This is a genomic window from Mycolicibacterium madagascariense (assembly GCF_010729665.1).
GTDB classification, from domain to species: Bacteria; Actinomycetota; Actinomycetes; order Mycobacteriales; family Mycobacteriaceae; genus Mycobacterium; species Mycobacterium madagascariense.
Genome location: NZ_AP022610.1, coordinates 1,145,050 through 1,169,123, shown reverse-complemented (window position 1 = coordinate 1,169,123; position 24,074 = coordinate 1,145,050). Strand labels below are relative to the sequence as shown.

The window sequence follows — 24,074 nt, the reverse complement described above, 5'->3', positions numbered from 1 at the left end:
TGCGCTCGACACCGACCGCAGGCGGTTGATCACCAGCGGTAGTGCGCGAAGGCTCGGTTGGCCTCGGCCATCTTGTGGGTGTCCTCGCGTCGCTTGACGGCGGCACCCAGACCGTTGCTCGCGTCGAGCAGTTCGTTGGCCAGTCGCTCGACCATCGTCTTCTCGCGGCGGTTCTTCGAGAAGCTCACCAGCCAGCGCAGTGCCAGCGTGGTGGACCGCTCGGGGCGGACCTCGACGGGGACCTGGTAGGTGGCGCCACCGACGCGGCGGCTGCGCACCTCGAGGGCGGGCTTGACGTTGTCGAGAGCGCGCTTGAGGGTGACCACCGGATCGGTGCCGGTCTTCTCACGAGCCTGTTCGAGCGCACCATAGACAATGCGTTCGGCGAGGGATTTCTTCCCGTCCAGCAGCACCTTGTTCACGAGCTGGGTGACCAGTTGCGATCCGTAGACCGGGTCGTTGACCAGCGGACGCTTGGGTGCGGGGCCCTTGCGCGGCATTAGCTCTTCTCCTTCTTGGCGCCGTAGCGGCTCCGGGCCTGCTTGCGGCTCTTGACACCCTGGGTGTCCAGCGAGCCGCGGATGATCTTGTACCGCACGCCGGGGAGGTCCTTCACGCGACCGCCGCGCACCAGCACCATCGAGTGCTCCTGCAGGTTGTGGCCCTCACCTGGAATGTAGGCGGTGACCTCGACCGCGCTGGTCAGACGCACGCGCGCGACCTTGCGAAGTGCCGAGTTCGGCTTCTTCGGGGTGGTCGTGTACACGCGGGTGCACACGCCGCGGCGCTGTGGGCTGCCCTTGAGGGCCGCGGTCTTGACCTTGGCGATCTTGTCCCGGCGACCCTTGCGGACCAGCTGGTTGATGGTTGGCATGTACCGGCTTTCTGTGTTGCTTCTCGTGACTGCTCTGCGGTTACTACTGTCATTCTCAAGTCTGTGTACTGCGGTTACGCCCTGCCACGTCACCCCGCGGCCGGGTGTGTCGCACGCGCCCGTGCACCGGAGCTCGTCGATGCGTCGTGGACATGCGAATTTGCCCGGCGTGCAGGCTTGCTTGCGGGCATCACGGCCCCAAGCGCCCTAACGGCCAGGCACGATCGACCACGATACCCGTCTGCGGGGGCTCGGGTCAAAAGCCGACGGACCGGCCGCTGAGCAGGTCGGTCGACGACCCTATCAGCGCCTCTCCATGCCCGCGGCCAACCTCAGCACCATGTCCGTGAACACGGCGTCGGTGTCGACCGCGTCCATCACGCCCGTCATCTCCAGCAGGACGAAGCCGTGCAGCGCCGACCAGAACTCCAGCGCCGCGAAGAATCCGTTCTCGCCCTCCAGCCCGTAGGACGCCAGCACGTCGATCACCGGCTCGGCCGCCGCCCGCGTGGCCGCCGTGTACTCGGGGTCGTCGCCGCCGAGCGGCATCCTGGTGAACGCCGAGTACCGGCCGGGGTGGTGGTGGGCGTAGCTGCGATAGGCGCTGGCCATCGAGACGACGGCGTCGTCGCGGGTGCGGCCCTCGCCGACGTTGTTGAGCATGCCGATGATGTCGCCGATGACCCGCATGCGCACCGTGCGGCGCAGGTCCTCGAGGCTGTCGACGTGGTTGTAGAGCGACGGGCCCTTGGTGCCGAGCTGGGTCGCCAGCGCGTTGATCGTCAGCGCGTCCCAACCCTCGCGGTCGAGGAACGTCAGCGCCGCGTTGACGATCGCCTCGCGACTGAGCCGCGCCGTCCTGGCCGGCCCGCGCGTTCGGCCGGCCGGCTGCGACTCCGACCGTGGCGGCATGGGATGGGTCCTTCGGGTCGACGAGCAACGGCGGCGTCCCCGACTGGAGGACGGCCTGACTTTAACCCGTGGTCAGTCCGGGCAGAGGCAGGCGCGGACCGGGCCGCAGCCGAACGGGCCAACTGCCGTCCGCCCGGGCACCCGCCGACGTAGAGTCCCCCCAACGGGGAAGGCTGCGAGCAAAGGGGACCACCGTGGGATGGAGAGCGTCGAGCGGGTCGCTGGCGGTGTGCGTGACCGTCGTGTCGGCGAGCCTGGTCGCAGGTGCCCCCCTCGCCCAGGCGAAGAACGGTGACACCCACATCACCGGCCAGGGCACCGTCCAGACGGTCGACTGCAACGACTCCACGCTGATCGTCGTGGGCACGTCGAACACCATCAACGCGGTCGGCACGTGCTGGGCGGTCACGGTCCAGGGGTCCTCGAACGTCATCGTCGCCGACGACGTCGTCAACGACATCACGGTGTTCGGATTCGACCAGACGGTGCTCTACCACGGCGGCGATCCCGCGATCCTCGACCGCGGCCGCGAGCTCGGCTTGACGAACCGCATCGATCGGGTATCCACGTAGGCATGGTCTTTCGGTCGTCCCGGCTCGTCGTCCCGCTGACCGCGGCGGCCGCGGTGGCCCTGGCGGGATGCGGGGCCGACGGCTCCGACCCCAACTCCCCGTCGATGACCGCGGGCACGTCCGGGCTGCAGGTCGAGATCGCCAACACCATCAACTACGGCTCGGTGGGAACCACCGCGACGATCGACTGCGCCAATCGCAAGTCCCTGACCATCGGCGGCTCGAACAACACCCTGACCGTCACGGGCACGTGCGACCGCGTCACGATCGGCGGCGCCGACAACCGGGTCACCTTTCAGGAGATCGACGGCGGCCTGAACGTCGTGGGCCTCAACAACACCGTGTCGTACGCCGCCGGGGACCCGAAGGTCGACGACACCGGATCCGGGAACACGATCAAGAAGGGCTGACCGTCACGCCTTGGCGCCGTGCCTGCCCGCACCGTCGGCGAAACGCCTTGCCCCCGAGAGTGATTCGGACGCCACCTGGGACATGCTACCGAACTCGACGTCCATCGCCTCCCGCTCCGACATGCCCCACTGCCCGATCGCCGACAGCCGGTCGGCGCGCAGACACTGCTGGGGCAGCGCGGCGAGCTCGGCGGCCAACGCCTCGGCGGCCGCGCGGGCCTGACCGTGCGCCACCACCCGGTTGGCCAGCCCGATCGCGAACGCCTCACTCGCGTCGACGCTGCGACCGGTGAGGATCAGATCCATCGCCCGGCTGTGACCGATCAGCCGGGGCAGACGCACGGTGCCGCCGTCGATCAACGGCACGCCCCATCGCCGGCAGTAGACCCCGAAGACGGCGTCCTCCTCGACCACCCGCAGGTCGCACCACAGCGCCAGCTCGAGACCACCCGCCACGGCGAAACCGCTCACCGCGGCGATCACGGGCTTGGACAGCTCCATGCGCGACGGGCCCATCGGACCGGGCCCGGTGCGATGGACCGGGTTGGCGTCCGGCGTGCCGAAGGCCTTCAGATCCGCTCCCGCACAGAAGGTTCCGTTATCACCCCACAGCACCGCGACCGCGGCGGAGTCGTCGCGGTCGAACTCCTCGAACGCGGCGTGCAGTCCCGCCGCGGCAGGCCCGTTGACGGCGTTGCGCGCCTGCGGTCGGTTCATGATCACCGTGGTGACCGGGCCGTGGCGTTCGACGCGGACGCCGCCGCCGGTGCCGTCGTCCGTCATGTCGCCTCCATCAGTTCGGTGTTCGTGCGTCGGGTCGCCAACTCGGCGGCGAAGTCGTGATAAGCCTGCCGTAGCGCCGCGCCGGGCCATCCGTCGGGCAGCAGTTCCTCCGGCAGCACCGGGTCGGCGAGCAGGTGCCTGACCATCCCGGCCGCGGCGACGAAACGCGCGGGAACGTCTGCTACACCCGACATCTCGTCGAGCAGGCGGTGCCCGGTCAGGGCCCACGTCGGCAGGTCCCACAGGGCCGTGACCAACCCCGCCGGATCGTCGTCACAGGCCGTCAGCACGCGCAGCCGGGCCGCCACGTCGTCGGGCAGGTGCTGGTCCAGGTTGGCCGGGCGCATCCAGACGCCTTCGCGTAACTCGCCGAAACGCATGTCCTGCAGGGTCGTTCGCAGTGCAGCCCGGGTCCTGGCGTCCGTGCCGACGCTGGTCACCACCAGCGTCGTCCAGGTGCCGTCCCAGCGCCGCACCCTGGGGTTCAGCGCGTCGTCCTGGCGCTGCTGCCGGGCCAGCAGACGGTCCGATAGTCGGTAACCGTCGGCGGAGCGGACCAGGTCACCCGCGCCCACCATCCGCGTCAGCGCCACCCGCAGCGTGGCTTCGCGGATGCCGAAATCAGATGTCAGCGTGATCAATTCGGCCGCCGATGCCCACGCGGGGTGCGCGCCGAGCAGGACGCTCAACACCACCGAGCGCGCCGTCAGCCGAGTGAGCACTAGACCCCCGACGTCTTGCGGCCGGCATCGCCGAAGGGTTCGTCGCGGGCCCTGACCGCCTCGCGGAAACCGTGCTCGGTGGCCTGGGCGACGAACGCGTGCCCCTCCGGCGTGTGCCGGGCCACGCCGTCGAACACCGTGCTGACCATGCTGCTGGTGGCGACGCCCTGGTTGTACAGCGCGGTGTTCAGCGCCAGCTTGGCCATGATGAGCTGATTCACCGGCATGGCGGCGATGCGCGCAACGAGGTTCTCGGTGCGCTCGTCGAGGTCCTCCGGCGCGGGCGCCTCGACGGCCAGCCCCCACTCGGCGGCCTGGGCTCCGCTGATGCAATCACCGGTGAAGAGAAGGCGTTTCGCGCGCTGATCACCGAGGCGGTGCGCCCACAATCCGGCGGCGGGCACGCCCCACACCCGCATCGGCGGATAACCGATCTTGGCGTCGGACGCCGCGATCACCTGGTCGGCGTGCAGGGCGATGTCGGTGCCGCCCGCGACGCAGTAGCCGTGGATCTTGACCACCGTCGGCTTGTCGGCGTGCATCAGGCTGGCGAACCCGCGCACGAAGCGACTCATCATCTGGTAGTCGACCATGGGGTCCCACGGCTGATCGGGCAGGTGGTTGACCGCCTGGGTCCTCCCGTCGAGCACCGTGCCCCGGTAGCTGCCGGTGCCGCCCGCCGACGACGTGCGGTCGGCGTAGGCCGACAGATCGAAGCCAGCGCAAAACCCTTGTCCCCGACCGGAAACCAGGATCACGTGCACGTTGGGGTCGAGATCGGCGCGCTCCACCAGAGCCGACAGCTCCAGCGGGGTGTCCGCCACGATCGCGTTGCCCTTCTCCGGCCGGTTGAAGGTGATGCGCGCGACGCGATCGGTCACCTCGTAGGTCATCGTCTTGAGGTCGTCGAAGTTCACGGGTCTGATCGCGTGCGTCATGCCCCCACTCCCCTGCGCGAGCAGCCGCAAAGGTGCGCGACACGCCGAGGTTCAGTGCATGTTTGCGGCTGCTCGGCGGGAGAAGTCATCCCTTGACCAGCGCGCGCTCGATGATCGGACCGAGGTCCAGCCCCGTCGGGAGCGTGCCGAACGCGCCGCCCCACTGCCCGCCGAGTCGGCTGGCCAGGAACGCCTCGGCAACCGCGGGATGGCCGTGGCGCACCAGCAGCGAGCCCTGCAGCGCGAGTGAGATGTCCTCGGCGGTCTGGCGGGCCCGGTACTGGATGGCCACCAGGTCGTCCGCCGCACCGAGGCTCGACCGCAGCGCGCCGACGTGGGCGTCGAGCCGGGGATCATGACCGGCGGTACGGTCCAGTTCGTCGAACAGCACGTCGATGCACTCGGGTCGAGTTGCCATGGCGCGCAACGTATCCAGCGCACTGACGTTCCCGGAACCCTCCCAGATGCCCATCAGCGACGCCTCGCGGTAGAGCCTCGGCATGCCCGATTCCTCGACGTAGCCATTGCCGCCAAGGCACTCCATCGCCTCGGCCGCGTGCGGGGTGGCGCGCTTGCAGACCCAGTACTTGCCCGCCGCGAGGCCGATGCGCCGCAGCAGGGTCTCCCGCTCGTCGCCGCGAGTGGCCGCGTCGGTGGCGCCCGCCATGCGCATCGCGAGCATCGTCGCGGCCTCGGCCTCCACCGCGAGGTCGGCGAGTACGTTGCGCATCAGCGGCTGGTCGATCAGGTACGCGCCGAACGCCTTTCGGTGCTGAGCGTGATGGATGGCCCGCGTCAGACCCATCCGCATGCTGGTGGCGCTGCCCAGCGTGCAGTCCAGTCGGGTGAGGTTGACCATCTCGATGATGGTCGACACGCCGCGCCCCTCCTCGCCGACGAGCCACGCGGTCGCGCCGTCGTACTCCACCTCGCTGGACGCGTTCGCGTGATTGCCCAGCTTGTCCTTGAGGCGCTGCAGGAACATGCGGTTGCGGGTGCCGTCGGGCAGCACGCGCGGCAGGAAGAAGCAGCTCAAACCCCCCGATCCCCCGTCGCTTCGCTCGCCCCCGGTCGGCGCCTGGGCGAGCACCAGGAACACGTCGCTCATCGGCGCGGAGGTGAACCACTTGTGGCCCCGCAGCGAGTACGTGCCGTCACCGTTCGGGGTGGCCTCGGTGGTCCCGGCGCGCACGTCGGAACCGCCCTGCTTCTCCGTCATCGACATGCCCGCGGTGAGACCGGCCTTCGTCGCGGGGACCTTCAGTTCGGGGTCATAGGACCGGCTGCTCAGCAACGGCTCGTAGACCGCGGCCAGTTCTGGATTGTGCCGCAGCGCGGGGACGACGGCGTAGGTCATCGAGATGGGGCAGACGTGCCCCGCCTCCGGCGTCCACACCGATTCCTTGGCCGCCCGGACGACGTGCGCGCCCGGCCGGTCGTCGGCCCACGGCGCGGCGTGCACGCCGTGGGCGATGGCCGTGCGCATGAGTTCGTGATAGGCGGGGTCGTACTCGACCTCGTCGATGCGATGGCCGTAGCGATCATGGGTGTGCAATACGGGCTGGTTGCGGTCGGCCAGCTCACCCCAGCGTTGGGCCTGCCGCGAGCCGCCGACCGCCCCCAACTCGGTGACCTCGTCGACGCCCCATTCGCCGCCCTCGCGGATCAGCGCCTCGGCCAGCACGGGGGATGTCGCGGGGTTGTAGTCCTCGAGTGGGGGAACCTGGTTGGTGACGACGTGGGTATCGCTCATGGCTTCACTGTTACATTTTCTCGACAGCTGCACAAGAGTCGTAATAGCGCGATACTCGACCCATGCAACCGAACTCCGTCGTCCCCGCCGCGACGATCGCCCTCGACCACGAGCCCGTGCCCCCGGCCCAGACCGTGCGCGGCGAGCCCACCACCGCCGCGGCAGCGCTCGATGCGTTCGCCGGCCTGGAGGTCGGGGTCTGGGAGATGACGCCGGGCGTGATGAGTGACGTGGAGACCGACGAGGTGTTCGTCGTGCTATCGGGTTCGGCGGCAGTCGAATTCGCCGACGGTCGGCCGACGATGCACCTCCGCCCCGGCGATCTCGTCCGACTGACCGCAGGCGCCGAGACGGTGTGGACCGTCACCGAGACCCTCAGGAAGATCTACCTCGTCAGCATGTGATGACGGCCGCGGGAGCGATGTGCCGGCCAGAGCTCGACCGGCGCGTCAGACGTTCTCGCGGAGGAACGCGATGTCGTCCTTGCGGCCCTCGTCGGACGTCTCGCAGATGACGGGGGCGTCGGCGGCCTTCACGACGGCCACCAACAACTGCGGGTCGATCTGCCCGGTCCCGAAGTTGGCGTGCCGGTCGGCGCCGGAGCCCGCGGCGTCGCGCGAGTCGTTGCAGTGCACCAGGTCGATGCGGCCGGTGATCGACTGGATGCGTTCCACGGCATCGATGAGTGCCTCACCAGCCGCCCACGCGTGGCACGTGTCGAGGCAGAAGCCAATCCCCTTGTCGCCGATGCGATCCCACAGTCGGGCGATGGTGTCGAAGTGCCGCGCCATGGCATGGTCGCCGCCCGCGGTGTTCTCGAGATAGACCGGCACGTCGCTCTTGAGGTAGTCCAGCGCCTTGACCCAGCGCTCGAATCCGGCCTCCATGTCGTCGTCGTCGGCGTGCCCGCCGTGCACGATGACCGCCGTCGCCCCGATCGCGGCAGCCGCGTCGCAGGTGTCCTGCAGGATCTTGCGCGACGGGATGCGGACGCGGTTGTTGGCCGACGCGACGTTGATCAGATAGGGCGCGTGCACATAGAGCGGCACACTCGAAGCGCGCAGGGCATCGGCGTCCTCGCGGGGCTTCGGCTTCTTCCAGCTCTGCGGGTTGCCGAGGAAGAACTGCACCGCCTCGGCGCCTTCGGCCGCCGCGGCGGCCAGGGGATCTTCGTCGTGGACATGCGAACCGATCAGCACCCGGCCAGTCTAGTGACGGGGCCCGACAGCCTCAGCTCAGCGGCGTATCCGCCCTGGCCGGGCCGACGTGCACGGGCCGGTGCGGATCGAGCGTCCCGAGAAGCGTGCCCGCCTGCTCGACGGCGGCGGCGCCGAAGCGCAGTGCGTTCGCCAACCCGTCCGCGCCGCCGTGGGGAGAAGCCAGGAAGCCGGCGAGGAACGCATCGCCCGCGCCGACAGTGTTCACGACCCGGCTCGGAGCGGCGGTGCCGTACAGCGGGGTCGGCAGTGCCGCGTCGACGAGCACCGCCCCGTCGCCGCCGAGGCTCACCAGGACCGTCCGCACGCCGCGCGCCAGCAGCGCGTGGGCCGCGGCCGTGACGTCCCCGACGGTCCGCAGCGTGGCACCGACCACCTCGGCCAGCTCGTCGGCGTTGGGCTTCACGAGGTGGGGCAGGCCGTCGCGGGGATTCTCCAGAACGGTCCGCAGCGCCGTACCCGACGCGTCGAGCGCCACCCGGCGACCCGCGGTCCGCGCCGACGCCACCGCGCCGGCGAGCCGGGCCGGGGTGAAGCCCGCAGGCAGGCTGCCCGCCCACAGCACCCAGTCATCGGGGGCGCCCACCGACAGCGCCGCCGCGCACAACGCGTCGGCCTCCGCGTCGGTGAGGTGGGGCCCCGGCTCGTTGACCTTGGTGCTGCGCCCGTCGGCCTCGACGAGGGAGAGGTTGCTGCGGATTCGACCAGCGATCGGTACTGCCACGACGCGCAGGCCCGCATCGGTGAGCCGGGCGCCCATGTCGTCCTCGGCCCCGGTCGGCAGGACCGCGCACACGCCGACGCCGACACCGTGCAGGGCGAGCGCGACGTTGACCCCCTTGCCGCTGGGCTCCACCATCGTCGCGGTGGCGCGGTTCACCCCGCCCAGCGTCAGGTGGGGCAGGTGCAGCGTGCGGTCCAGGCTCGGGTTGGGGGTCACGGTGACGATCACGGAGCGACGACCTCCACCGCGATGCCCGCCGCTCGCAGTCCGTCGAGTTGGCCCCGGGTCACCCCGTCGTCGGTGATGAGCACGTCGACGTCGGACAGCTCGGCGTGGCGCGCGAGGCTCGCACGACCGAACTTGCTCGAATCCACCAGGAAGACACGCTGTTTGGCCGCCGCGAGCATCAATCGCTTGACGTCCGCCTCGTCGGGGTCGGGCGTGGTCAGCCCGCGGTCGAGGGTCAGCCCGTTCGTGCCGAGGAAGGCCACGTCGACGTTGACCGACGCCAGCGCCTGGGCCGTCAGCGCCCCGACGGCCGCCATCGTCGCCGGCCGGATGCGGCCGCCGAGCAGTACCACGTCGACGTCCCGTCTCTGCAGGGCAGCGCCGACGGGCCAGGAATTGGTGTAGGCGACCAGGTTTCGATCGACGGGCAGCAGCTCGGCCAGCCGCAGCGTCGTGGAGCCGGCATCGAGCAGAAGCGATCCCCCGTCGGGCACGAAGTCCACGGCGCGGTGGGCGATCGCCGACTTCTGCGCCACGCGATCCCCGCGATCGGCGACGTGCGGTTCGGCCCGGCTGGGCTCGCGGGGCACGGCGCCCCCATGGACGCGCCGCAGCAGACCCCGCGCCTCGAGCAGGGCGAGATCCTTGCGAACGCTCTCGGCACTGACCCCGAACAACGTTGTGAGGAAGGCACTTTCGACGCGACGCTCGTCGCCAAGGAGCCGCAGGATCTCGGCGTGCCGCTCGTTTGCGAACCACGTCCTGGTCACGGTTGACCCAGGTGGTCGTGCGGGCCGATCGCGTCGATCGCGCGGGCAGCCAGGGTGGCCGCACCGAGCGCCCCCGCCTCCTCGACCGCGGACACCTCGACGGGCCCAAACCGAGCGGCCTTAGCGCGCATGACCTCAGCGGAATGACGCCAGCCCCCGGTGACCACCACGCGCACCGCAGGCCCGACCACGTCGTCCATCGCCTGGTGCAACGCCGACGCCTCGTCGGCCGCGGCGGCCACCACGGCACGCCACTCGGCGCCGCGTTCACTGCCGGGGCGCTCGGCGGCGGCGTCCAGCTCGGCGACGTCGCCGGGGTCCACGCCGAAGCGCTCCAGCACGCGCAGCTGGGCCAGTCCCCCCTCCGTCCCGCCCAGCAGGTTCCAACGCCCGGGCTCGATGCTCGGGTCGGTCGTGATGCCCGCCGCCGCGAGCCGTGCGACGTCGGCGCGGGCAGGCACCGCGGCCACCGTGCGCACCAGCGCCTCGGCCGTACCCGACGAATCCAGTTCGACGCCTTCGTCATTCGCGCGCGCGCCGAGCGCGGCTGCCTGGTGGTCGTGGCCCGCCAGTGTCAGCACCGCGCCCCGCAGGTGCGGGCTGACGGCCTCGGACGTGACGGACCCGACGGCCACGCCTGCCCCAACCAGCGGCGGCATCAGCGCACGCGTGGCGCCGGACCAGTCCAGCGCATCGTCCCACCAGTCGCGGGACGCCACGTCGAGCCATCCCGTGCGCCCCGCGAGGGACAGTTCGAGGACGGCGTCGCCCCCGAGGCGCCGCACCACCCAGCCGCCGACGTCGAACCGCGTCGTCGCCGCGCGGCTCAGCGGCACGTGACGCAGCAGCCAGCGGTGCTTGGTGAGCGAGAACTGGCCGCGCAGAGGCTTTCCCGCGATGCCGCCGAAGGTGTCGGCGCCGATCGCCGCGGCGAGGTCGGCCACCTCGGCGTCGTCTCTGCCGTCATGCCAGGCGATGACGGGGGCGAGCACGCGCTCGTGCCCGTCCACCAGCACACCGGACTCCCCCATGCTGGTGACGCCGACGGCCGCCACGGGCACGGCCGCCGCGGTGGCCGCCGCGCTGAGGGCATCGAAGGCGCTGCGGCACAACGACTCTGCGTCGATCTGGGTGCCGTCGCGGCCGGTGTCCCAGGTGGTGTCGGCGCGGCCCGTGCCGAGGACGACGCCGTCGGCGCGGTACACCACGGCCTTGCTGGACGTCGTCCCGACGTCGAGGCCCGCGAACGCCGTCACCATTGCTCCTTGCCCCCATTGGGTTTGTCTGGATATGGTTGCGTCTGATTGGACTTTCGTCAAGCCCCGTGAGGAGCCGCATGGCACTGGTGACCACCGCCGAACTCGTCGCGAATGCGGCGACTCGCGGGCACGGCGTCGCGGCCTTCAACGTGGTCACGCTCGAGCACGCCGAGGGAATCGTCGCCGGCGCGCAGCGGGCGTCGGCCCCCGTCATCCTGCAGGTCAGCGAGAACACGGCCGCGTTCCACGGCACCGTGCACCCGATCACCGCCGCGTTGGCCGCGCTCGCCGCCGCGGCCGACGTCCCCGTCGCCCTGCACCTCGACCACGTCGAGGCCGCCGAGCTGTGGGAGCAGGCCGCCGCGGCGGGCTTTTCGTCGGTGATGGTCGACGGCGGCGCACTCCCCTACGACCGCAACGTGGCCGTCACGGCGGCCGCCACCGCCACGCTGCACGACCGGGGCCTCGCGGTCGAGGCCGAGCTGGGCTACGTCGGCGGCAAGGGCACCCAGGTCACTAGCGCGCACGCCCCTGGCGTGCGCACCGACCTGCGCCAGGCGGCCGAATTCGTCTCTGCGACAGGGGTTGACGCGCTCGCCGTCGCCGTCGGCAGCTCCCACGCCATGACGACGCAGACCGCCGAACTCGACGTCGACCTCATCGCCGCCCTGCGCGACGCGGTCCCGGTACCCCTGGTGCTGCACGGGTCTTCGGGCGTGCCCGACGACGCGCTGCGGGCCGCAGTGCGGGCGGGCATCGTCAAGGTGAACGTCGGCACCGCGCTCAACGTCGCCTACAGCGGCGCCCTGCGCAATGCGCTGGCCGCCGACACCGTCGATCCCCGCCGCGCGCTGACGGCGGCCCGGGCCGCGGTGGCCGACACCGTCGCGCACCTCGTGGACGTCGTCAGCGGCTAGGTCCTTCCCCGCGAGCAGACGCAAAGGGCCCTCGTTTGCCCCCAACGAGGGCCCTTTGCGTCTGCTCGGCGGGGTTAGGTGAGGAGTCGCTCGATGCGGCTCACCAGCGGCCGGGCGTGTAGACGCACGTCGTCGACGACCATCGGCACCGTCGTCCATCCGCAGTCCTTCAACCGCTCCACCTTCAGACGATCGCGTTTCCAGGTGGTGGGGTTCGCGTGCCATTCAATGCTGTCGTACTCCGCCACCACCTTGGCCTCGAGCCAGGCGAAGTCGACGCGCCACAGATCACCGCACAGGTCGACGATTTCGTACTGCAATTCGGGCAGTGGCAGGCCGTGATCGATGAAGACCAGTCGCGCTTCGCTCTCCATGGGGGACTCGGCGCGGCCGTCTGCGTGCTCCAGCATTTCGCGCACCCGCACGATTCCGCGGCGCCCCTTCTGCTCGTCGACGGCAGCGCGGAGATCATCCGTGCTGCAAGCGTTTACGTGGAGTGCGGCATCGAGAATCGCCAGGGCGCGCGGTCTCCGCAGAGTCCGCGCCACCTCGACCGCCGTCCATGCCGGCGCAGTCGCCAGTCTCCCGTCGACCTTGCACAGTGGCGCACCCACCCGTTGGTGCACCATGACCCCGTTGGTGGGCCGAACCCGTAGGCCGGGGTCAAGCACGTGCACGCGTGCATCCTTCTCGGTGTCGAAGCCGTGCAGCTTGGCCGCAGTTCCCATGCACGCAACCATCGTGCAACCCACCATCATGTCGAGTGCCGCAAGTTTGCCGACCGTATTGGGTTGCCGGAGCCCGTAGACGCCGTGGCACACGCGCACCACATCTCCCGACCGGACGAGCGTTCGGAACATCTTGCGCGACATCACGGCCTGCATCTGCTCGGCCGTGATCAAGCCGCCGCCGCGGGTGATCAAATCGTGGATGTACATCTCATCGAGGCTGCCGCCGTGGCGAGTGCCGCGCTAGACCACTCCGCCGTCCTGTGGATAACTCCCTCGCGAACAGACGAAAAGGGCCCTCAATCCAGTGGATTGAGGGCCCTTTGCGTCTGCTCGCGCAGAAGGACTTCTTACCGGTAGTCGCTGAATCCGTAATCGTCCAGCGGCACGGCCTGGCCGGAGCCCTGACCGAAGTCGGGGCTGTAGTACTGATCCTCGTAGGACGGGATCGTGTACGCGGCGGCCCGAGCCTCCTCGGTCGGCTGCACCGTGATGTTGCGGTAGCGGCTGATGCCGGTACCGGCCGGGATCAGCTTGCCGATGATCACGTTCTCCTTCAGACCGTTGAGCCTGTCGCTGCGGCAGTTGATCGCCGCATCGGTCAGGACTCGCGTGGTCTCCTGGAACGACGCCGCCGACAGCCACGAATCCGTGGCCAGCGATGCCTTCGTGATACCCATCAGCACCGGACGACCGGCCGCGGGCTCGCCACCCTCGGCCACGACGCGACGGTTCTCGGACTCGAACTCGGCACGCTCGGTGAGCGAACCGGGCAGGAATTCCGTGGAACCCGAGTCGATGATCGTCACGCGACGCAGCATCTGCCGCACGATGACCTCGATGTGCTTGTCGTGGATCGACACACCCTGAGCGCGGTACACCTCCTGGACCTCCTTGACGAGGTGGATCTGCACCTCGCGGGGACCCTGGACGCGCAACACCTCGTGCGGATTGGCCGAGCCCTCCATGAGCTGCTGGCCGACCTCGACGTGGTCACCATCGGCGAGCAGGCGCTCCGAGCCGTCCTCGTGCTTGAACACCTTCAGGCGCTGACGGCGGGTGAGCTTGTCGTACACGACTTCTTCGCCACCGTCGTCCGGCACGATCGTCATCTTGTAGAACTTGTCGCCCACTTCGATGTTGACCCGACCGGTGACGTCCGCGATCGGAGCGGTGTTGCGGGGCACGCGGGCCTCGAACAGCTCCTGCACGCGAGGCAGACCGCCGGTGATGTCCTCACCGACGCCACCCTCCTGCTTGAAGGTACGCATGGTCAGCTGCGTGCCGGGCTCACCGATGGACTGCGCGGCGACGATGCCGACGGCCTCACCGATGTCGACCAGCTTGCCGGTGGCCATCGAACGGCCGTAGCAGGTGGCGCACACGCCGGTGCCCGTGGTGCAGGTCAGCACGGAGCGGACCTTCACCTCGGTGATGCCGGCAGCGAGCAGCGCGTCGATCGCCGGGTCGCCCAGGTCGTGTCCACGCTCGACCACCACGTTGCCGTTGGCGTCGATCGCGTCCACGGCCAGCGTCCGCGCGTACGTCGAGGTCTCGACGTGCGCGTCGCGGGTGAGGGTGCCATCGGCCTCCAGCGTCGCGATCGTCGTCATGATGCCGCGCTCGGTCTCGCAATCGTGCTCGCGCACGATGACGTCCTGAGACACGTCGACCAGACGACGGGTCAGGTAACCCGAGTCCGCCGTACGAAGAGCGGTGTCCGCCAGACCCTTTCGGGCGCTGTGCGTGTTGATGAAGTACTCCAACACGGTCAGGCCCTCGCGGAAGGACGACTTGATCGGGCGCGGGATGAACTCACCCTTCGGGTTCGTCACCAGGCCCTTCATGCCGGCCAACGTACGGGTCTGGTTGAAGGTACCCGTGGCGCCGGAGTCGATCAGCGTGATGATCGAGTTCGTCGACGGGTAGTGCTCCCGCAACGCGTTGCCGACCTCTTCGGTGGCTTCCTTCCAGATCTTCACCAACGCGTCGGTGCGTTCGATCTTCTCCAGGAGGCCACGCTGGTACTTCTTCTCGATCGCGTCGGCCTGCTGCTCGTAGGCGTCGAGGATCTGCGCCTTGTTCGGCGGCACCAGCACGTCGGCCATGGACACCGTGACACCCGAGCGGGTGGCCCAGTGGAAGCCGGCGTCCTTGAGCTTGTCGACGGTCTGCGCGACCACGATCATCGGGTAGCGCTCGGCGAGATCGTTGATGATCGACGCCTGGACCTTCTTGTGCATCTGCTTGTTGACGAACGGGTAGCCCCGCGGCAGCAGCTCGTTGAAGAGCACGCGACCCAGGGTGGTCTCCGCCAACCAGGCGTCGCCCATCTTCCAGCCGTCCGGGAACTGCGCAGCCTCGACGTCGGCCGGCGGACGCAGGTGCGTCAGCCGAACCTTGATCTTGGCGCGCACCGACAGCGTCTCCCGGTCCATGGCCATGATGGCCTCGGCGGGCGAGCTGAACACACCGGTCTCCGGCTGATCGTTGGCGGCGGGGACGTATTCGCCCTTGTCGCCCTCGATCTCGGTGGTCAGGAAGAACAGACCCGTCACCATGTCCAGACGCGGCATGGCCAGCGGGCGGCCCGACGCGGGAGACAGGATGTTGTTGCTCGACAGCATCAAGATGCGCGCCTCGGCCTGCGCCTCGGCGGACAGCGGCAGGTGGACTGCCATCTGGTCACCGTCGAAGTCGGCGTTGAACGCCTCACACACCAGCGGGTGCAGCTGAATGGCCTTGCCTTCGACCAACTGTGGCTCGAAGGCCTGGATGCCCAACCGGTGCAGCGTGGGCGCGCGGTTCAGCAGCACGGGGTGCTCGGAGATGACCTCTTCGAGGACGTCCCACACCTGCGGGCGCTGACGCTCGACCATCCGCTTGGCGCTCTTGATGTTCTGCGCGTGGTTCAGGTCGACCAGGCGCTTCATCACGAACGGCTTGAACAGCTCGAGTGCCATGAGCTTCGGCAGACCGCACTGGTGCAGCTTGAGCTGCGGGCCGACGACGATGACCGAACGGCCCGAGTAGTCGACGCGCTTGCCGAGCAGGTTCTGACGGAACCGACCCTGCTTGCCCTTCAACAGATCCGACAGCGACTTCAGCGGACGGTTGCCCGGCCCGGTGACCGGACGGCCACGACGCCCGTTGTCGAACAGTGCGTCGACGGACTCCTGAAGCATGCGCTTCTCGTTGTTGACGATGATCTCGGGCGCGCCGAGGTCGATCAGTCGCTTCAACCGGTTGTTGCGGTTGATGACGCGGCGGTACAGGTCGTTCAGGTCGGAGGTGGCGAAGCGGCCACCGTCGAGCTGGACCATCGGGCGCAGCTCCGGCGGGATCACCGGAACGGCGTCGAGCACCATGCCCATCGGCGAGTTGCGGTTCATCTGGAACGCGGCGACGACCTTCAGTCGCTTGAGGGCGCGAAGCTTCTTCTGACCCTTGCCGTTCTTGATGGTGTCGCGCAGGCTCTCGGCCTCGGCGTCGATGTCGAAGTTCTCGATGAGCTTCTTGATCGACTCCGCACCCATCGCTCCGGTGAAGTACTCGCCGTAGCGGTCGATGATCTCGCGGTAGAGCACCTCGTCGACGATCAGCTGCTTGGGAGCCAGCTTCACGAACGTCGTCCACACCTCGTCCAGGCGGTCCAGCTCGCGCTGGGCCCGGTCGCGGAGCTGACGCATCTCGCGCTCGCCACCGTCGCGCACCTTGCGGCGGACGTCGGACTTGGCGCCGTCGCGCTCGAGCTCGGCCATGTCGGCCTCGAGCTTCTGGCTCCGCTCGGCGAGGTCCAGATCGCGCTGGTCCTCCACGGCCTTCTTCTCGACGACCATCTCGGCCTCGAGCGTCGACAGGTCGTTGTGGCGCTGCTCGGTGTCGACCGAGGTGATCACGTACGCCGCGAAGTAGATGATCTTCTCGAGATCCTTCGGGGCGAGGTCCAGCAGGTAGCCCAAGCGCGAGGGAACGCCCTTGAAGTACCAGATGTGCGTGACGGGCGCGGCCAGTTCGATGTGGCCCATCCGCTCGCGACGCACCTTGGCGCGAGTGACCTCGACGCCGCAGCGCTCACAGACGATGCCCTTGAAGCGCACGCGCTTGTACTTGCCGCAGTAGCACTCCCAGTCGCGAGTCGGTCCGAAGATCTTCTCGCAGAACAGGCCGTCCTTCTCTGGCTTGAGCGTGCGGTAGTTGATGGTCTCCGGCTTCTTGACTTCGCCGTAGGACCAGTTGCGGATGTCGTCCGCAGTGGCGAGGCCAATGCGGAGTTCATCGAAGAAGTTGACGTCGAGCACGTAACTCCCTTTCCCCTTGCGGGACTAGATGACTATCAATCAAAAGCAGCTGAGGGTCGGTTATGCGAGATCCTCGACGGACGGAGATTCGTTGCGGGACAAGTTGATTCCCAGGTTCGCGGCAGCGCGCTCCAGGTCCTCGTCGTCGCTGTCGCGCATTTCGATCGCGTGACCCTCCGACGACAGCACCTCGACGTTGAGGCACAGCGACTGAAGCTCCTTGAGCAACACCTTGAACGACTCCGGAATACCGGGCTCGGGGATGTTCTCGCCCTTGACGATCGCCTCGTACACCTTGACCCGACCGACGGTGTCGTCGGACTTGATGGTCAGGAGCTCCTGCAGCGTGTACGCCGCGCCATAGGCCTGCATGGCCCAGCACTCCATCTCACCGAATCGCTGACCACCGAACTGCGCCTTACCACCGAGCGGCTGCTGGGTGATCATCGAGTACGGGCCGGTCGAGCGGGCGTGGATCTTGTCGTCGACCAAGTGGTGCAGCTTGAGGATGTACATGTAGCCGACCGTCACCGGGTACGGGAACGGCTCGCCACTGCGGCCATCGAACAACTGCGACTTGCCGTCGGCGTCGACCATCACGTCGCCGTCGCGGTTGGGCAGCGTCGCGCCGAGCAGACCCTGCAGCTCGTTCTCGCGCGCACCGTCGAAGACGGGCGTGGAGACGATGCTGTTGGGCTCGGACGACAGCAGGTCCTCGGGCAGGTTCTCCGCCCACTCGGGCAGCTCTCCGGTGGCGCCGGCGACCTGAATGTTCCAGCCCGCCTTGGCAACCCAGCCCAGGTGCGTCTCGAGGATCTGGCCGATGTTCATCCGTCGCGGCACACCGTGCGTGTTCAGGATGATGTCGACCGGCGTGCCGTCCGGCATGAACGGCATGTCCTCGATCGGCAGGATCTTGCCGATGACGCCCTTATTGCCGTGGCGTCCGGCGAGCTTGTCGCCGTCGGAGATCTTGCGCTTCTGGGCCACGTAGACGCGGACCAGCTCGTTGACGCCGGCGGGCAGCTCGTCGTCGTCCTCGCGGGAGAACATCCGCACGCCGATGACCTTGCCGGACTCGCCGTGGGGCACCTTGAGCGACGTGTCGCGGACCTCGCGGGCCTTCTCACCGAAGATGGCACGCAGCAGGCGCTCCTCCGGGGTCAGCTCGGTCTCGCCCTTCGGCGTGACCTTGCCGACCAGGATGTCGCCGTCGCGGACCTCGGCACCGATGCGGACGATGCCGCGCTCGTCGAGATCGGCCAGCACCTCGTCGGAGACGTTCGGGATGTCCCGGGTGATCTCCTCGGCGCCCAGCTTCGTGTCCCGGGCGTCGATTTCGTGCTCCTCGATGTGGATCGAGGTGAGCACGTCCTCTTCGACCAGACGCTGCGACAGGATGATCGCGTCCTCGTAGTTGTGACCCTCCCACGGCATGATCGCGACGAGCAGGTTCTTGCCCAGCGCCATCTCGCCGTTCTCGGTGCACGGCCCGTCGGCGATGACCTGACCGGCCTCGACCCGCTGCCCCGAGTCCACGATCGGGCGCTGGTTGGCGCACGTGCCGTGGTTAGAGCGGGCGAACTTGCGCATCCGGTAGGTGTGCCGGGTGCCGTCGTCGGCCATCACCGTGACGTAGTCCGCGGACACCTCCTCGATGACGCCCGCCTTGTTGGCGACGACCACGTCACCCGCATCGATCGCGGCGCGCAGTTCCATGCCCGTGCCGACCAGAGGTGCCTCGCTGCGCACCAGCGGAACCGCCTGGCGCTGCATGTTGGCACCCATGAGGGCGCGGTTGGCGTCGTCGTGCTCGAGGAACGGAATCATGGCCGTGGCCACCGACACCATCTGGCGCGGCGAGACGTCCATGTAGTCCACGTCGCTCGGCGAGACGTTCTCGACCTCGCCGCCCTTGCGGCGCACCAGGATTCGATCCTCGGTGAACCGGTTGTTCTCGTCGATCGGCGAGTTGGCCTGCGCGACGACGTAGCGGTCCTCCTCGTCGGCGGTGAGGTGGTGGATCTCGTCGGTGACGACACCGTCGACGACCTTGCGGTACGGCGTCTCGATGAAGCCGAACGGGTTGACCCGTGCGTACACCGACAGCGAGCCGATCAGGCCGATGTTCGGGCCTTCCGGGGTCTCGATCGGGCACATCCGGCCGTAGTGGCTGGAGTGCACGTCACGGACCTCGAGGCCGGCGCGCTCACGGGACAGACCACCCGGGCCCAGCGCCGACAGGCGACGCTTGTGGGTCAGGCCCGACAGCGGGTTGTTCTGGTCCATGAACTGCGACAGCTGGCTGGTTCCGAAGAACTCCTTGATCGCGGCCACGACGGGACGGATGTTGATCAGGGTCTGCGGCGTGATCGCCTCGACGTCCTGAGTCGTCATCCGCTCGCGCACGACGCGCTCCATGCGGGACAGGCCCACGCGGATCTGGTTCTGGATCAGTTCGCCGACGGTACGCAGACGGCGGTTGCCGAAGTGGTCGATGTCGTCGACCTCGACGGGGACCTCGACGCCGCCGGGGGCGGTCATCGTGGTCTGGCCCTCGTGCAGGCGCACCAGGTACTCGATCGTCGCGACGATGTCCTCTTCGGTCAGCGTCGAGGACGTGATCGGCTGGCCGGCGTTGAGGCCCAGCTTCTTGTTGACCTTGTAGCGGCCGACACGGGCCAGGTCGTAGCGCTTCTCCTTGAAGAACAGGTTCTCCAGCAGGGTCTGCGCGGACTCCTTGGTCGGCGGCTCGCCCGGGCGCAGCTTGCGGTAGATGTCGAGCAGCGCCTCGTCGGGACCGGCGGTGCTGTCCTTCTCGAGGGTGGACATCATGATCTCGGAGAAGCCGAAGCGCTCCGTGATCTTCTCGCTGGTCCAGCCGAGCGCCTTCAGCAGCACCGTGACGGGCTGGCGACGCTTGCGGTCGATGCGCACGCCGACGGTGGCGCGCTTGTCGACGTCGAACTCGAGCCAGGCGCCGCGGCCGGGGATGACCTTGACGCTCGTCAGGTCGTTCTCGGTGGCCTTGTCCTTGCTCTTGTCGAAGTAGACACCCGGCGAACGGACCAGCTGGGACACCACGACACGCTCGGTGCCGTTGATGATGAAGGTGCCCTTCTCGGTCATCATGGGGAAGTCGCCCATGAAGACGGTCTGGCTCTTGATCTCGCCGGTGGTGTTGTTGATGAACTCGGCGGTGACGAACAGCGGCGCCGCGTAGGTCTGGTCCTTCTCCTTGCAATCGTCGACGGGTGCCTTCACCTCGTCGAAGCGCGGATCGGAGAAGCTCAGCGACAGCGTGCCCGCGAAGTCCTCGATCGGCGACAACTCCGTCAGCACCTCTTCGAGGCCGCCGACGGGGGAGACCTCGCCGCGCTCGAGCGCCTTCTCGCGCCAGCTGTCCGAACCGATCAGCCACTCGAAGGAGTCGGTTTGCACGTCGAGCAAGCCGGGAACCTCGAGAGGCTCACGGAGCTTGGCGAACGACACGCGGTTAGGTGCTCCAGGAACGGAGTTGTTGGGGTTTTCTACTGACTTGCTCTGGCGAGAGACTGCCAAGATGCATCCTTCCAGCACCGGATGCGACTATCGGAGACCGGCCGTGGCCGAACCCCTCCGCCGCGTTATCTGCGTTAGGTCGGCTGGCGTTCTCAAGCCTGGTCTCGGCCTGGTGACACGCGCCTAGCTCACCGAGCAGAGCTCAGAAGTAGGTCGGCCGAGTCAGAAGGCGGATGAGGGAGGGCAGGATGCAGCCAGCGCAACGTCCAACAGTAGCGCAGGACGGCGCATTCCTCAACTACCGCATGCGGCGCCGAAGCGTTCACGGAATCGGCGCTGGCTGGCAATCTCGACCCGTGCACACATGCTGACCAACAGATTGACCCGTTTGCACCCTTCCGTCAAGACTTGACGCGCCGATCGAGGCGAACTTCTTCGCCGAATTCACCGTCCGGTCGCGCCGCGGGCGGATGGCGCTCGCGCCGGGACCTCTACACCGCGACGGCGCCGAAGGCCCTCGAGCCCGCCGCCGGCGGCTGCGGTCGGCGTCCCCGTCGTCTCATCGTCGGTCGCCGCCCGTCCCGTAATTGACGATCGCGCAAGACCCTGGCAATCCCCTCCCGCCCGGGACGAGCCACCGCCGGATGCGCGGTAGACCCTCGTCGGCGATCCGCGGGCTGCACCCGTTCCCGTCGGCGTCCGTGGCCTCACCTCGGGCGACGCCGGTCCGACTCCAGGGACCCCGCCGCTGCGAAAGTCGCCCCAACGGCGGCCCGCGAGCGCCAACTTGTCCTCACTTCGCAATCGCAGCAATTCGCTGGAGGCCCCCCTTCCATGCCGTCACCTGTGACTTGGTGACGACCACCCCGGGGATGGCGAAGGCCGGGCCAGATCCGGTTAGCCGCTACGTCACTATCCGGGGGTGAGACCGCACCGGTATCGAACTGGGATGGGCCCGAAACACCGCTTCCACCTGCCATCTTGGTGATTTTTAAGAACTTGGTTAGTTGCCCACGGCAAGCAAAAGTCCGTTGACCAGCAAATCTGCGCGCGGGTCAAGATCGAATCCGCGACAGTTTATTTGCCAACGCAACTACCAGCCCCTCGAGACGCATTTCTATGTTTGCCCCAGGGTGTGACGTGGCTAATCTGCTTCCTGTACGGAGGCCATCAACGGGGCGTCCACGAGTGTTTTGAAGGAGATTCATCATGGGAGATATTCGTGCACTGTCCGTCGGGCGTGCTCAGAAGATGGTCGGCGCAGCCCTGTTCGCGGGCGGCCTGCTGCTCGCGGTTCCGGCAGGAACCGCGTCGGCCAACATCGGCGACAACATCCAGAGCATCGCCGGAGGCATCGGCAAGAACGTCCAGAGCATCGCCGGTGGCGCGGGCAAGAACCTGCAGAGCGCCGCAGGCGGCACGGGTAAGAACCTCCAGTCCATCGCCGGCGGGTTCGGCACCAACCTGCAGAACGCCGCGGGCGGGACCGGCACCAACCTGCAGAACGCCGCGGGCGGCACGGGCAAGAACGTCCAGAGCATCCTCGGCGGGCTCGGCAACAACCTGCAGAAGATCTTCGGCGGCAGCGCCCAGACCAACACCGGCTCGATCGGCGGCTAACCCGGACCCGGCGCTCGCGCCGGTCCATTCACGAAAGACAGGCCAGGCCGAAAGGCCTGGCCTGTCTTGTCGTTTCGGGACCGTTAGGAACCGGTGGCCTGCTTCGCGTGCTTGCCACCCTTGCTGGCGGACGACGCCGCACCGGCCCCGGCAGACCCGGCTGCGGACGTTCCCTTCGCCGCGGCGCCCTTGGCGGCACCCGCCGTGCCGGTCGATGCGCTGGTGGCACCGCCGGTCGATGCGCTGGTGGCACCGTTAATCGACGCACTCTGGCCGGCCGCAGCCGCCTCGAGGTTCTTGCCGACCGCCCCAACGGCCGCCTCGAGATTGCGGCCCAGTCCACCGACCGCGTTCTCCAACGCCTGACCCGGCGTGGCCGCACGCGTGACGGCCGCCGTCGGCGTCGTCGTGTCCGTGGCCACAGCCGCAGTGGCCGTGGTGGCAGCCGCCGTGGCCGTGGTGGCAGCCGTATCGGTCTTGGCAGCCGTATCGGTCTTGGTCGCCGCGTCCGTCTTGGTGGCCGCCGTGTCGGTCGTCGTGGCCGTTACGTCCGACGCCGTCGTGCCCGCGGCCGTCTTCACGGGCGTGGTCGCCGCCTTCACGGCCGTGTCGACCTTGACGTCCGCCTTGACCGTCGCCGCCGTGGCCTGCGTCGTCGCCGGCGTCGTGAAGGCATTGGCCAGGGCGGTGAGGAACGCCTTGACGTAGGCCTGCATCACCTGCTGCACGAACGACGCGAGGGCCGCGGCGAAGGCCGCCTGCGGGTTGGTCGTGACGGGCGGCGGCGGGGTGATCGTCAGCGGGTGCGCGGCGATGAACGCGGCGATCGCTTGCTCAGCGGGGGTCGGCGTGCCGTCCACGTTGAAGACGCCGTAGGTGTCACTGGGGTCTGCCTGATCGGCAGCCGTCGTTTGCTGGACGGTGTAGATGAACTGCGGCCCCACATACGACAGCCCAGACCAGGAATTCAGGAAGTCCGAAATGAAGGTGGCTTGGGTCTGCTGGCTCACCTGACTGGTCTCCAGCCCGTACTCCGTCGCCCAGATCAGCTTGCTGGAGTCACCGTTGGCGACCATCAGCTGGCGGATGGCCTCCAGCTGCGAGAGGGCCGAGTTGGGCACGTCGGCGCCCTGCGAGAACTCCAGGGTGGGCGAGTACGGGTGGAACGACAGGGCGTCGAAGTAGCCCCCTCCCCCGTCCGCATAGACCTTGCTGAGGAACTCCACGGGGTTCTCGGTCAAGTTGCCGAAGTCGATGACCGAGCCGACCGCGCCTGCCACGACGAGCGCCGACGGATCAGCGGCCTTGATCGCCGGGTAAGCCGCCTTGAGCAGCGCCGTATAGGCGGCAGCGTCGGGACCCGTGGACCAGAACTGCGCGCTGTTGGGCTCGTTCCAGATCTCGTAGGACGAGATCTGGCCGGCGTAGCGGGTGGCGACCTGAGAGGCGAAGGCAGCGTAGGCGGCGTCCGACGCAGGCGGGCCGCTGATCGGAGGCGTCCCGCTCGTCGCGGCCCAGTACGGCGTGGAGTTGATGTCCGCGTCGATCGCCATGCCGCGGCTCTCGGCGGCCTGCACGATGTCGTCGACCTCGGACCAGTCGTACGTCCCCTGCAGTGGCTCCACCCCCGCCCAGGGAATGTCGATGCGCACGGTGTTGCTACCCGTCGACTGCAGCAGGTCGAGGTTCGCGTTGATCTCCGCAGGGGTCTCACCGTACAGCTGCGAGTCAGCAAATCCGACCGTATCGGAGGACTGGACGATCTCGGCAGTGTCGACGATCGCGTAAGCCGTCGGATGCGGTGGAGGTACAGCAATGTTCATTACCGCCGCTGAGATCAGCGCT

At 68.4% G+C, this 24,074-nt stretch carries 20 protein-coding genes; 5 read left to right on the top strand and 15 right to left on the bottom strand.

Annotated features, from left to right (window positions below):
* Positions 1-29: 29 nt before the first annotated feature.
* The 3 genes from rpsG to G6N60_RS05435 form a co-directional block, all read right to left on the bottom strand.
* Positions 30-500 carry a 30S ribosomal protein S7 gene (gene rpsG, locus G6N60_RS05445; RefSeq protein ID WP_163733609.1) on the bottom strand — a complete coding sequence of 157 codons (471 nt, stop codon included), beginning with the start codon at positions 498-500 and terminating at the stop codon, positions 30-32.
* A complete protein-coding gene (rpsL, locus tag G6N60_RS05440) occupies positions 500-874 on the bottom strand; it encodes a 30S ribosomal protein S12 (RefSeq protein ID WP_163733607.1) in 375 nt (124 codons plus the stop codon). The genes rpsG and rpsL overlap by 1 nt, the downstream gene beginning before the upstream one ends.
* A gap of 303 nt (positions 875-1,177) precedes the next feature.
* The gene (locus G6N60_RS05435) at positions 1,178-1,786 is read right to left on the bottom strand and encodes a TetR/AcrR family transcriptional regulator (RefSeq protein WP_163733604.1); all 609 of its coding nucleotides are present in this window, start codon (positions 1,784-1,786) and stop codon (positions 1,178-1,180) included.
* A gap of 194 nt (positions 1,787-1,980) precedes the next feature.
* Here G6N60_RS05435 and G6N60_RS05430 point away from each other — a divergent pair, with 194 nt between their 5' ends.
* Together G6N60_RS05430 and G6N60_RS05425 are read left to right on the top strand one after the other, a co-directional pair.
* The gene (locus G6N60_RS05430; protein WP_163733602.1) at positions 1,981-2,358 is read left to right on the top strand and encodes a DUF3060 domain-containing protein; all 378 of its coding nucleotides are present in this window, start codon (positions 1,981-1,983) and stop codon (positions 2,356-2,358) included.
* A gap of 2 nt (positions 2,359-2,360) precedes the next feature.
* The gene (locus G6N60_RS05425; RefSeq protein WP_163733599.1) at positions 2,361-2,768 is read left to right on the top strand and encodes a DUF3060 domain-containing protein; all 408 of its coding nucleotides are present in this window, start codon (positions 2,361-2,363) and stop codon (positions 2,766-2,768) included.
* A gap of 3 nt (positions 2,769-2,771) precedes the next feature.
* Here G6N60_RS05425 and G6N60_RS05420 read toward each other — a convergent pair whose 3' ends face one another.
* The 4 genes from G6N60_RS05420 to G6N60_RS05405 all read right to left on the bottom strand — a co-directional run bounded on the left by G6N60_RS05420 (position 2,772) and on the right by G6N60_RS05405 (position 6,964).
* Complete coding sequence (locus tag G6N60_RS05420) at positions 2,772-3,551, bottom strand: crotonase/enoyl-CoA hydratase family protein (protein ID WP_163733596.1); 780 nt, start codon at positions 3,549-3,551, stop codon at positions 2,772-2,774.
* Positions 3,548-4,261, bottom strand: coding sequence for a PaaX family transcriptional regulator C-terminal domain-containing protein (locus tag G6N60_RS05415; RefSeq protein WP_163743505.1), 714 nt, complete (start codon positions 4,259-4,261; stop codon positions 3,548-3,550). Before G6N60_RS05415 ends, G6N60_RS05420 begins: the two co-directional genes overlap by 4 nt.
* 11 nt (positions 4,262-4,272) lie before the next feature.
* A complete protein-coding gene (locus G6N60_RS05410) occupies positions 4,273-5,211 on the bottom strand; it encodes a crotonase/enoyl-CoA hydratase family protein (protein ID WP_163733593.1) in 939 nt (312 codons plus the stop codon).
* An 85-nt stretch (positions 5,212-5,296) separates the two neighbouring features.
* The gene (locus G6N60_RS05405; protein WP_163733590.1) at positions 5,297-6,964 is read right to left on the bottom strand and encodes an acyl-CoA dehydrogenase family protein; all 1,668 of its coding nucleotides are present in this window, start codon (positions 6,962-6,964) and stop codon (positions 5,297-5,299) included.
* Between the two features lie 62 nt (positions 6,965-7,026).
* Between G6N60_RS05405 and G6N60_RS05400 the strand changes: the two genes are divergently transcribed.
* A complete protein-coding gene (locus G6N60_RS05400) occupies positions 7,027-7,368 on the top strand; it encodes a cupin domain-containing protein (RefSeq protein WP_163733587.1) in 342 nt (113 codons plus the stop codon).
* Between the two features lie 45 nt (positions 7,369-7,413).
* Here the strand turns inward: G6N60_RS05400 and G6N60_RS05395 are convergent, their stop codons facing one another.
* From G6N60_RS05395 to G6N60_RS05380, 4 genes are read right to left on the bottom strand one after another with little or no spacing between them, the layout of a single operon-like run.
* Positions 7,414-8,163, bottom strand: coding sequence for a deoxyribonuclease IV (locus tag G6N60_RS05395; RefSeq protein WP_163733584.1), 750 nt, complete (start codon positions 8,161-8,163; stop codon positions 7,414-7,416).
* 31 nt (positions 8,164-8,194) lie between these two features.
* A complete protein-coding gene (locus G6N60_RS05390; protein ID WP_163733581.1) occupies positions 8,195-9,133 on the bottom strand; it encodes a 1-phosphofructokinase family hexose kinase in 939 nt (312 codons plus the stop codon).
* Positions 9,130-9,903 carry a DeoR/GlpR family DNA-binding transcription regulator gene (locus G6N60_RS05385; RefSeq protein WP_163733578.1) on the bottom strand — a complete coding sequence of 258 codons (774 nt, stop codon included), beginning with the start codon at positions 9,901-9,903 and terminating at the stop codon, positions 9,130-9,132. The genes G6N60_RS05390 and G6N60_RS05385 overlap by 4 nt, the downstream gene beginning before the upstream one ends.
* A complete protein-coding gene (locus G6N60_RS05380; RefSeq protein WP_163733575.1) occupies positions 9,900-11,162 on the bottom strand; it encodes an FGGY family carbohydrate kinase in 1,263 nt (420 codons plus the stop codon). The genes G6N60_RS05385 and G6N60_RS05380 overlap by 4 nt, the downstream gene beginning before the upstream one ends.
* A gap of 77 nt (positions 11,163-11,239) precedes the next feature.
* Between G6N60_RS05380 and G6N60_RS05375 the strand changes: the two genes are divergently transcribed.
* Entirely contained in the window at positions 11,240-12,079 is an 840-nt protein-coding gene (locus G6N60_RS05375; RefSeq protein WP_163733572.1) for a class II fructose-bisphosphate aldolase, read from the top strand.
* A 74-nt stretch (positions 12,080-12,153) separates the two neighbouring features.
* Here G6N60_RS05375 and G6N60_RS05370 read toward each other — a convergent pair whose 3' ends face one another.
* From G6N60_RS05370 to rpoB, 3 genes are all read right to left on the bottom strand, one after another.
* Positions 12,154-13,017, bottom strand: coding sequence for a type IV toxin-antitoxin system AbiEi family antitoxin domain-containing protein (locus tag G6N60_RS05370; protein ID WP_163733569.1), 864 nt, complete (start codon positions 13,015-13,017; stop codon positions 12,154-12,156).
* Between the two features lie 140 nt (positions 13,018-13,157).
* A complete protein-coding gene (locus G6N60_RS05365; protein ID WP_163733566.1) occupies positions 13,158-17,108 on the bottom strand; it encodes a DNA-directed RNA polymerase subunit beta' in 3,951 nt (1,316 codons plus the stop codon).
* Positions 17,109-17,168: 60 nt separating this feature from the next.
* The gene (rpoB, locus tag G6N60_RS05360; protein ID WP_163733563.1) at positions 17,169-20,687 is read right to left on the bottom strand and encodes a DNA-directed RNA polymerase subunit beta; all 3,519 of its coding nucleotides are present in this window, start codon (positions 20,685-20,687) and stop codon (positions 17,169-17,171) included.
* 1,131 nt (positions 20,688-21,818) lie between these two features.
* On the opposite strand from rpoB, the gene G6N60_RS05355 reads away from it, so the two are divergent.
* A complete protein-coding gene (locus G6N60_RS05355; protein WP_163733559.1) occupies positions 21,819-22,229 on the top strand; it encodes a hypothetical protein in 411 nt (136 codons plus the stop codon).
* An 83-nt stretch (positions 22,230-22,312) separates the two neighbouring features.
* Here G6N60_RS05355 and G6N60_RS05350 read toward each other — a convergent pair whose 3' ends face one another.
* Complete coding sequence (locus G6N60_RS05350; protein ID WP_163733556.1) at positions 22,313-24,052, bottom strand: cellulase family glycosylhydrolase; 1,740 nt, start codon at positions 24,050-24,052, stop codon at positions 22,313-22,315.
* Between the last annotated feature and the right edge of the window lie 22 nt (positions 24,053-24,074).

Coding starts and splice junctions, on each gene's coding strand:
- rpsG (WP_163733609.1), bottom strand. CDS start 500: ATGCCGCGCAAGGGCCCCGCACCCAAGCGTCCGCTGGTCAACGACCCG.
- rpsL (WP_163733607.1), bottom strand. CDS start 874: ATGCCAACCATCAACCAGCTGGTCCGCAAGGGTCGCCGGGACAAGATC.
- G6N60_RS05435 (WP_163733604.1), bottom strand. CDS start 1,786: ATGCCGCCACGGTCGGAGTCGCAGCCGGCCGGCCGAACGCGCGGGCCG.
- G6N60_RS05425 (WP_163733599.1), top strand. CDS start 2,361: ATGGTCTTTCGGTCGTCCCGGCTCGTCGTCCCGCTGACCGCGGCGGCC.
- G6N60_RS05420 (WP_163733596.1), bottom strand. CDS start 3,551: ATGACGGACGACGGCACCGGCGGCGGCGTCCGCGTCGAACGCCACGGC.
- G6N60_RS05410 (WP_163733593.1), bottom strand. CDS start 5,211: ATGACGCACGCGATCAGACCCGTGAACTTCGACGACCTCAAGACGATG.
- G6N60_RS05405 (WP_163733590.1), bottom strand. CDS start 6,964: ATGAGCGATACCCACGTCGTCACCAACCAGGTTCCCCCACTCGAGGAC.
- G6N60_RS05400 (WP_163733587.1), top strand. CDS start 7,027: ATGCAACCGAACTCCGTCGTCCCCGCCGCGACGATCGCCCTCGACCAC.
- G6N60_RS05380 (WP_163733575.1), bottom strand. CDS start 11,162: ATGGTGACGGCGTTCGCGGGCCTCGACGTCGGGACGACGTCCAGCAAG.
- G6N60_RS05375 (WP_163733572.1), top strand. CDS start 11,240: ATGGCACTGGTGACCACCGCCGAACTCGTCGCGAATGCGGCGACTCGC.
- G6N60_RS05370 (WP_163733569.1), bottom strand. CDS start 13,017: ATGTACATCCACGATTTGATCACCCGCGGCGGCGGCTTGATCACGGCC.
- G6N60_RS05355 (WP_163733559.1), top strand. CDS start 21,819: ATGGGAGATATTCGTGCACTGTCCGTCGGGCGTGCTCAGAAGATGGTC.
- G6N60_RS05350 (WP_163733556.1), bottom strand. CDS start 24,052: ATGAACATTGCTGTACCTCCACCGCATCCGACGGCTTACGCGATCGTC.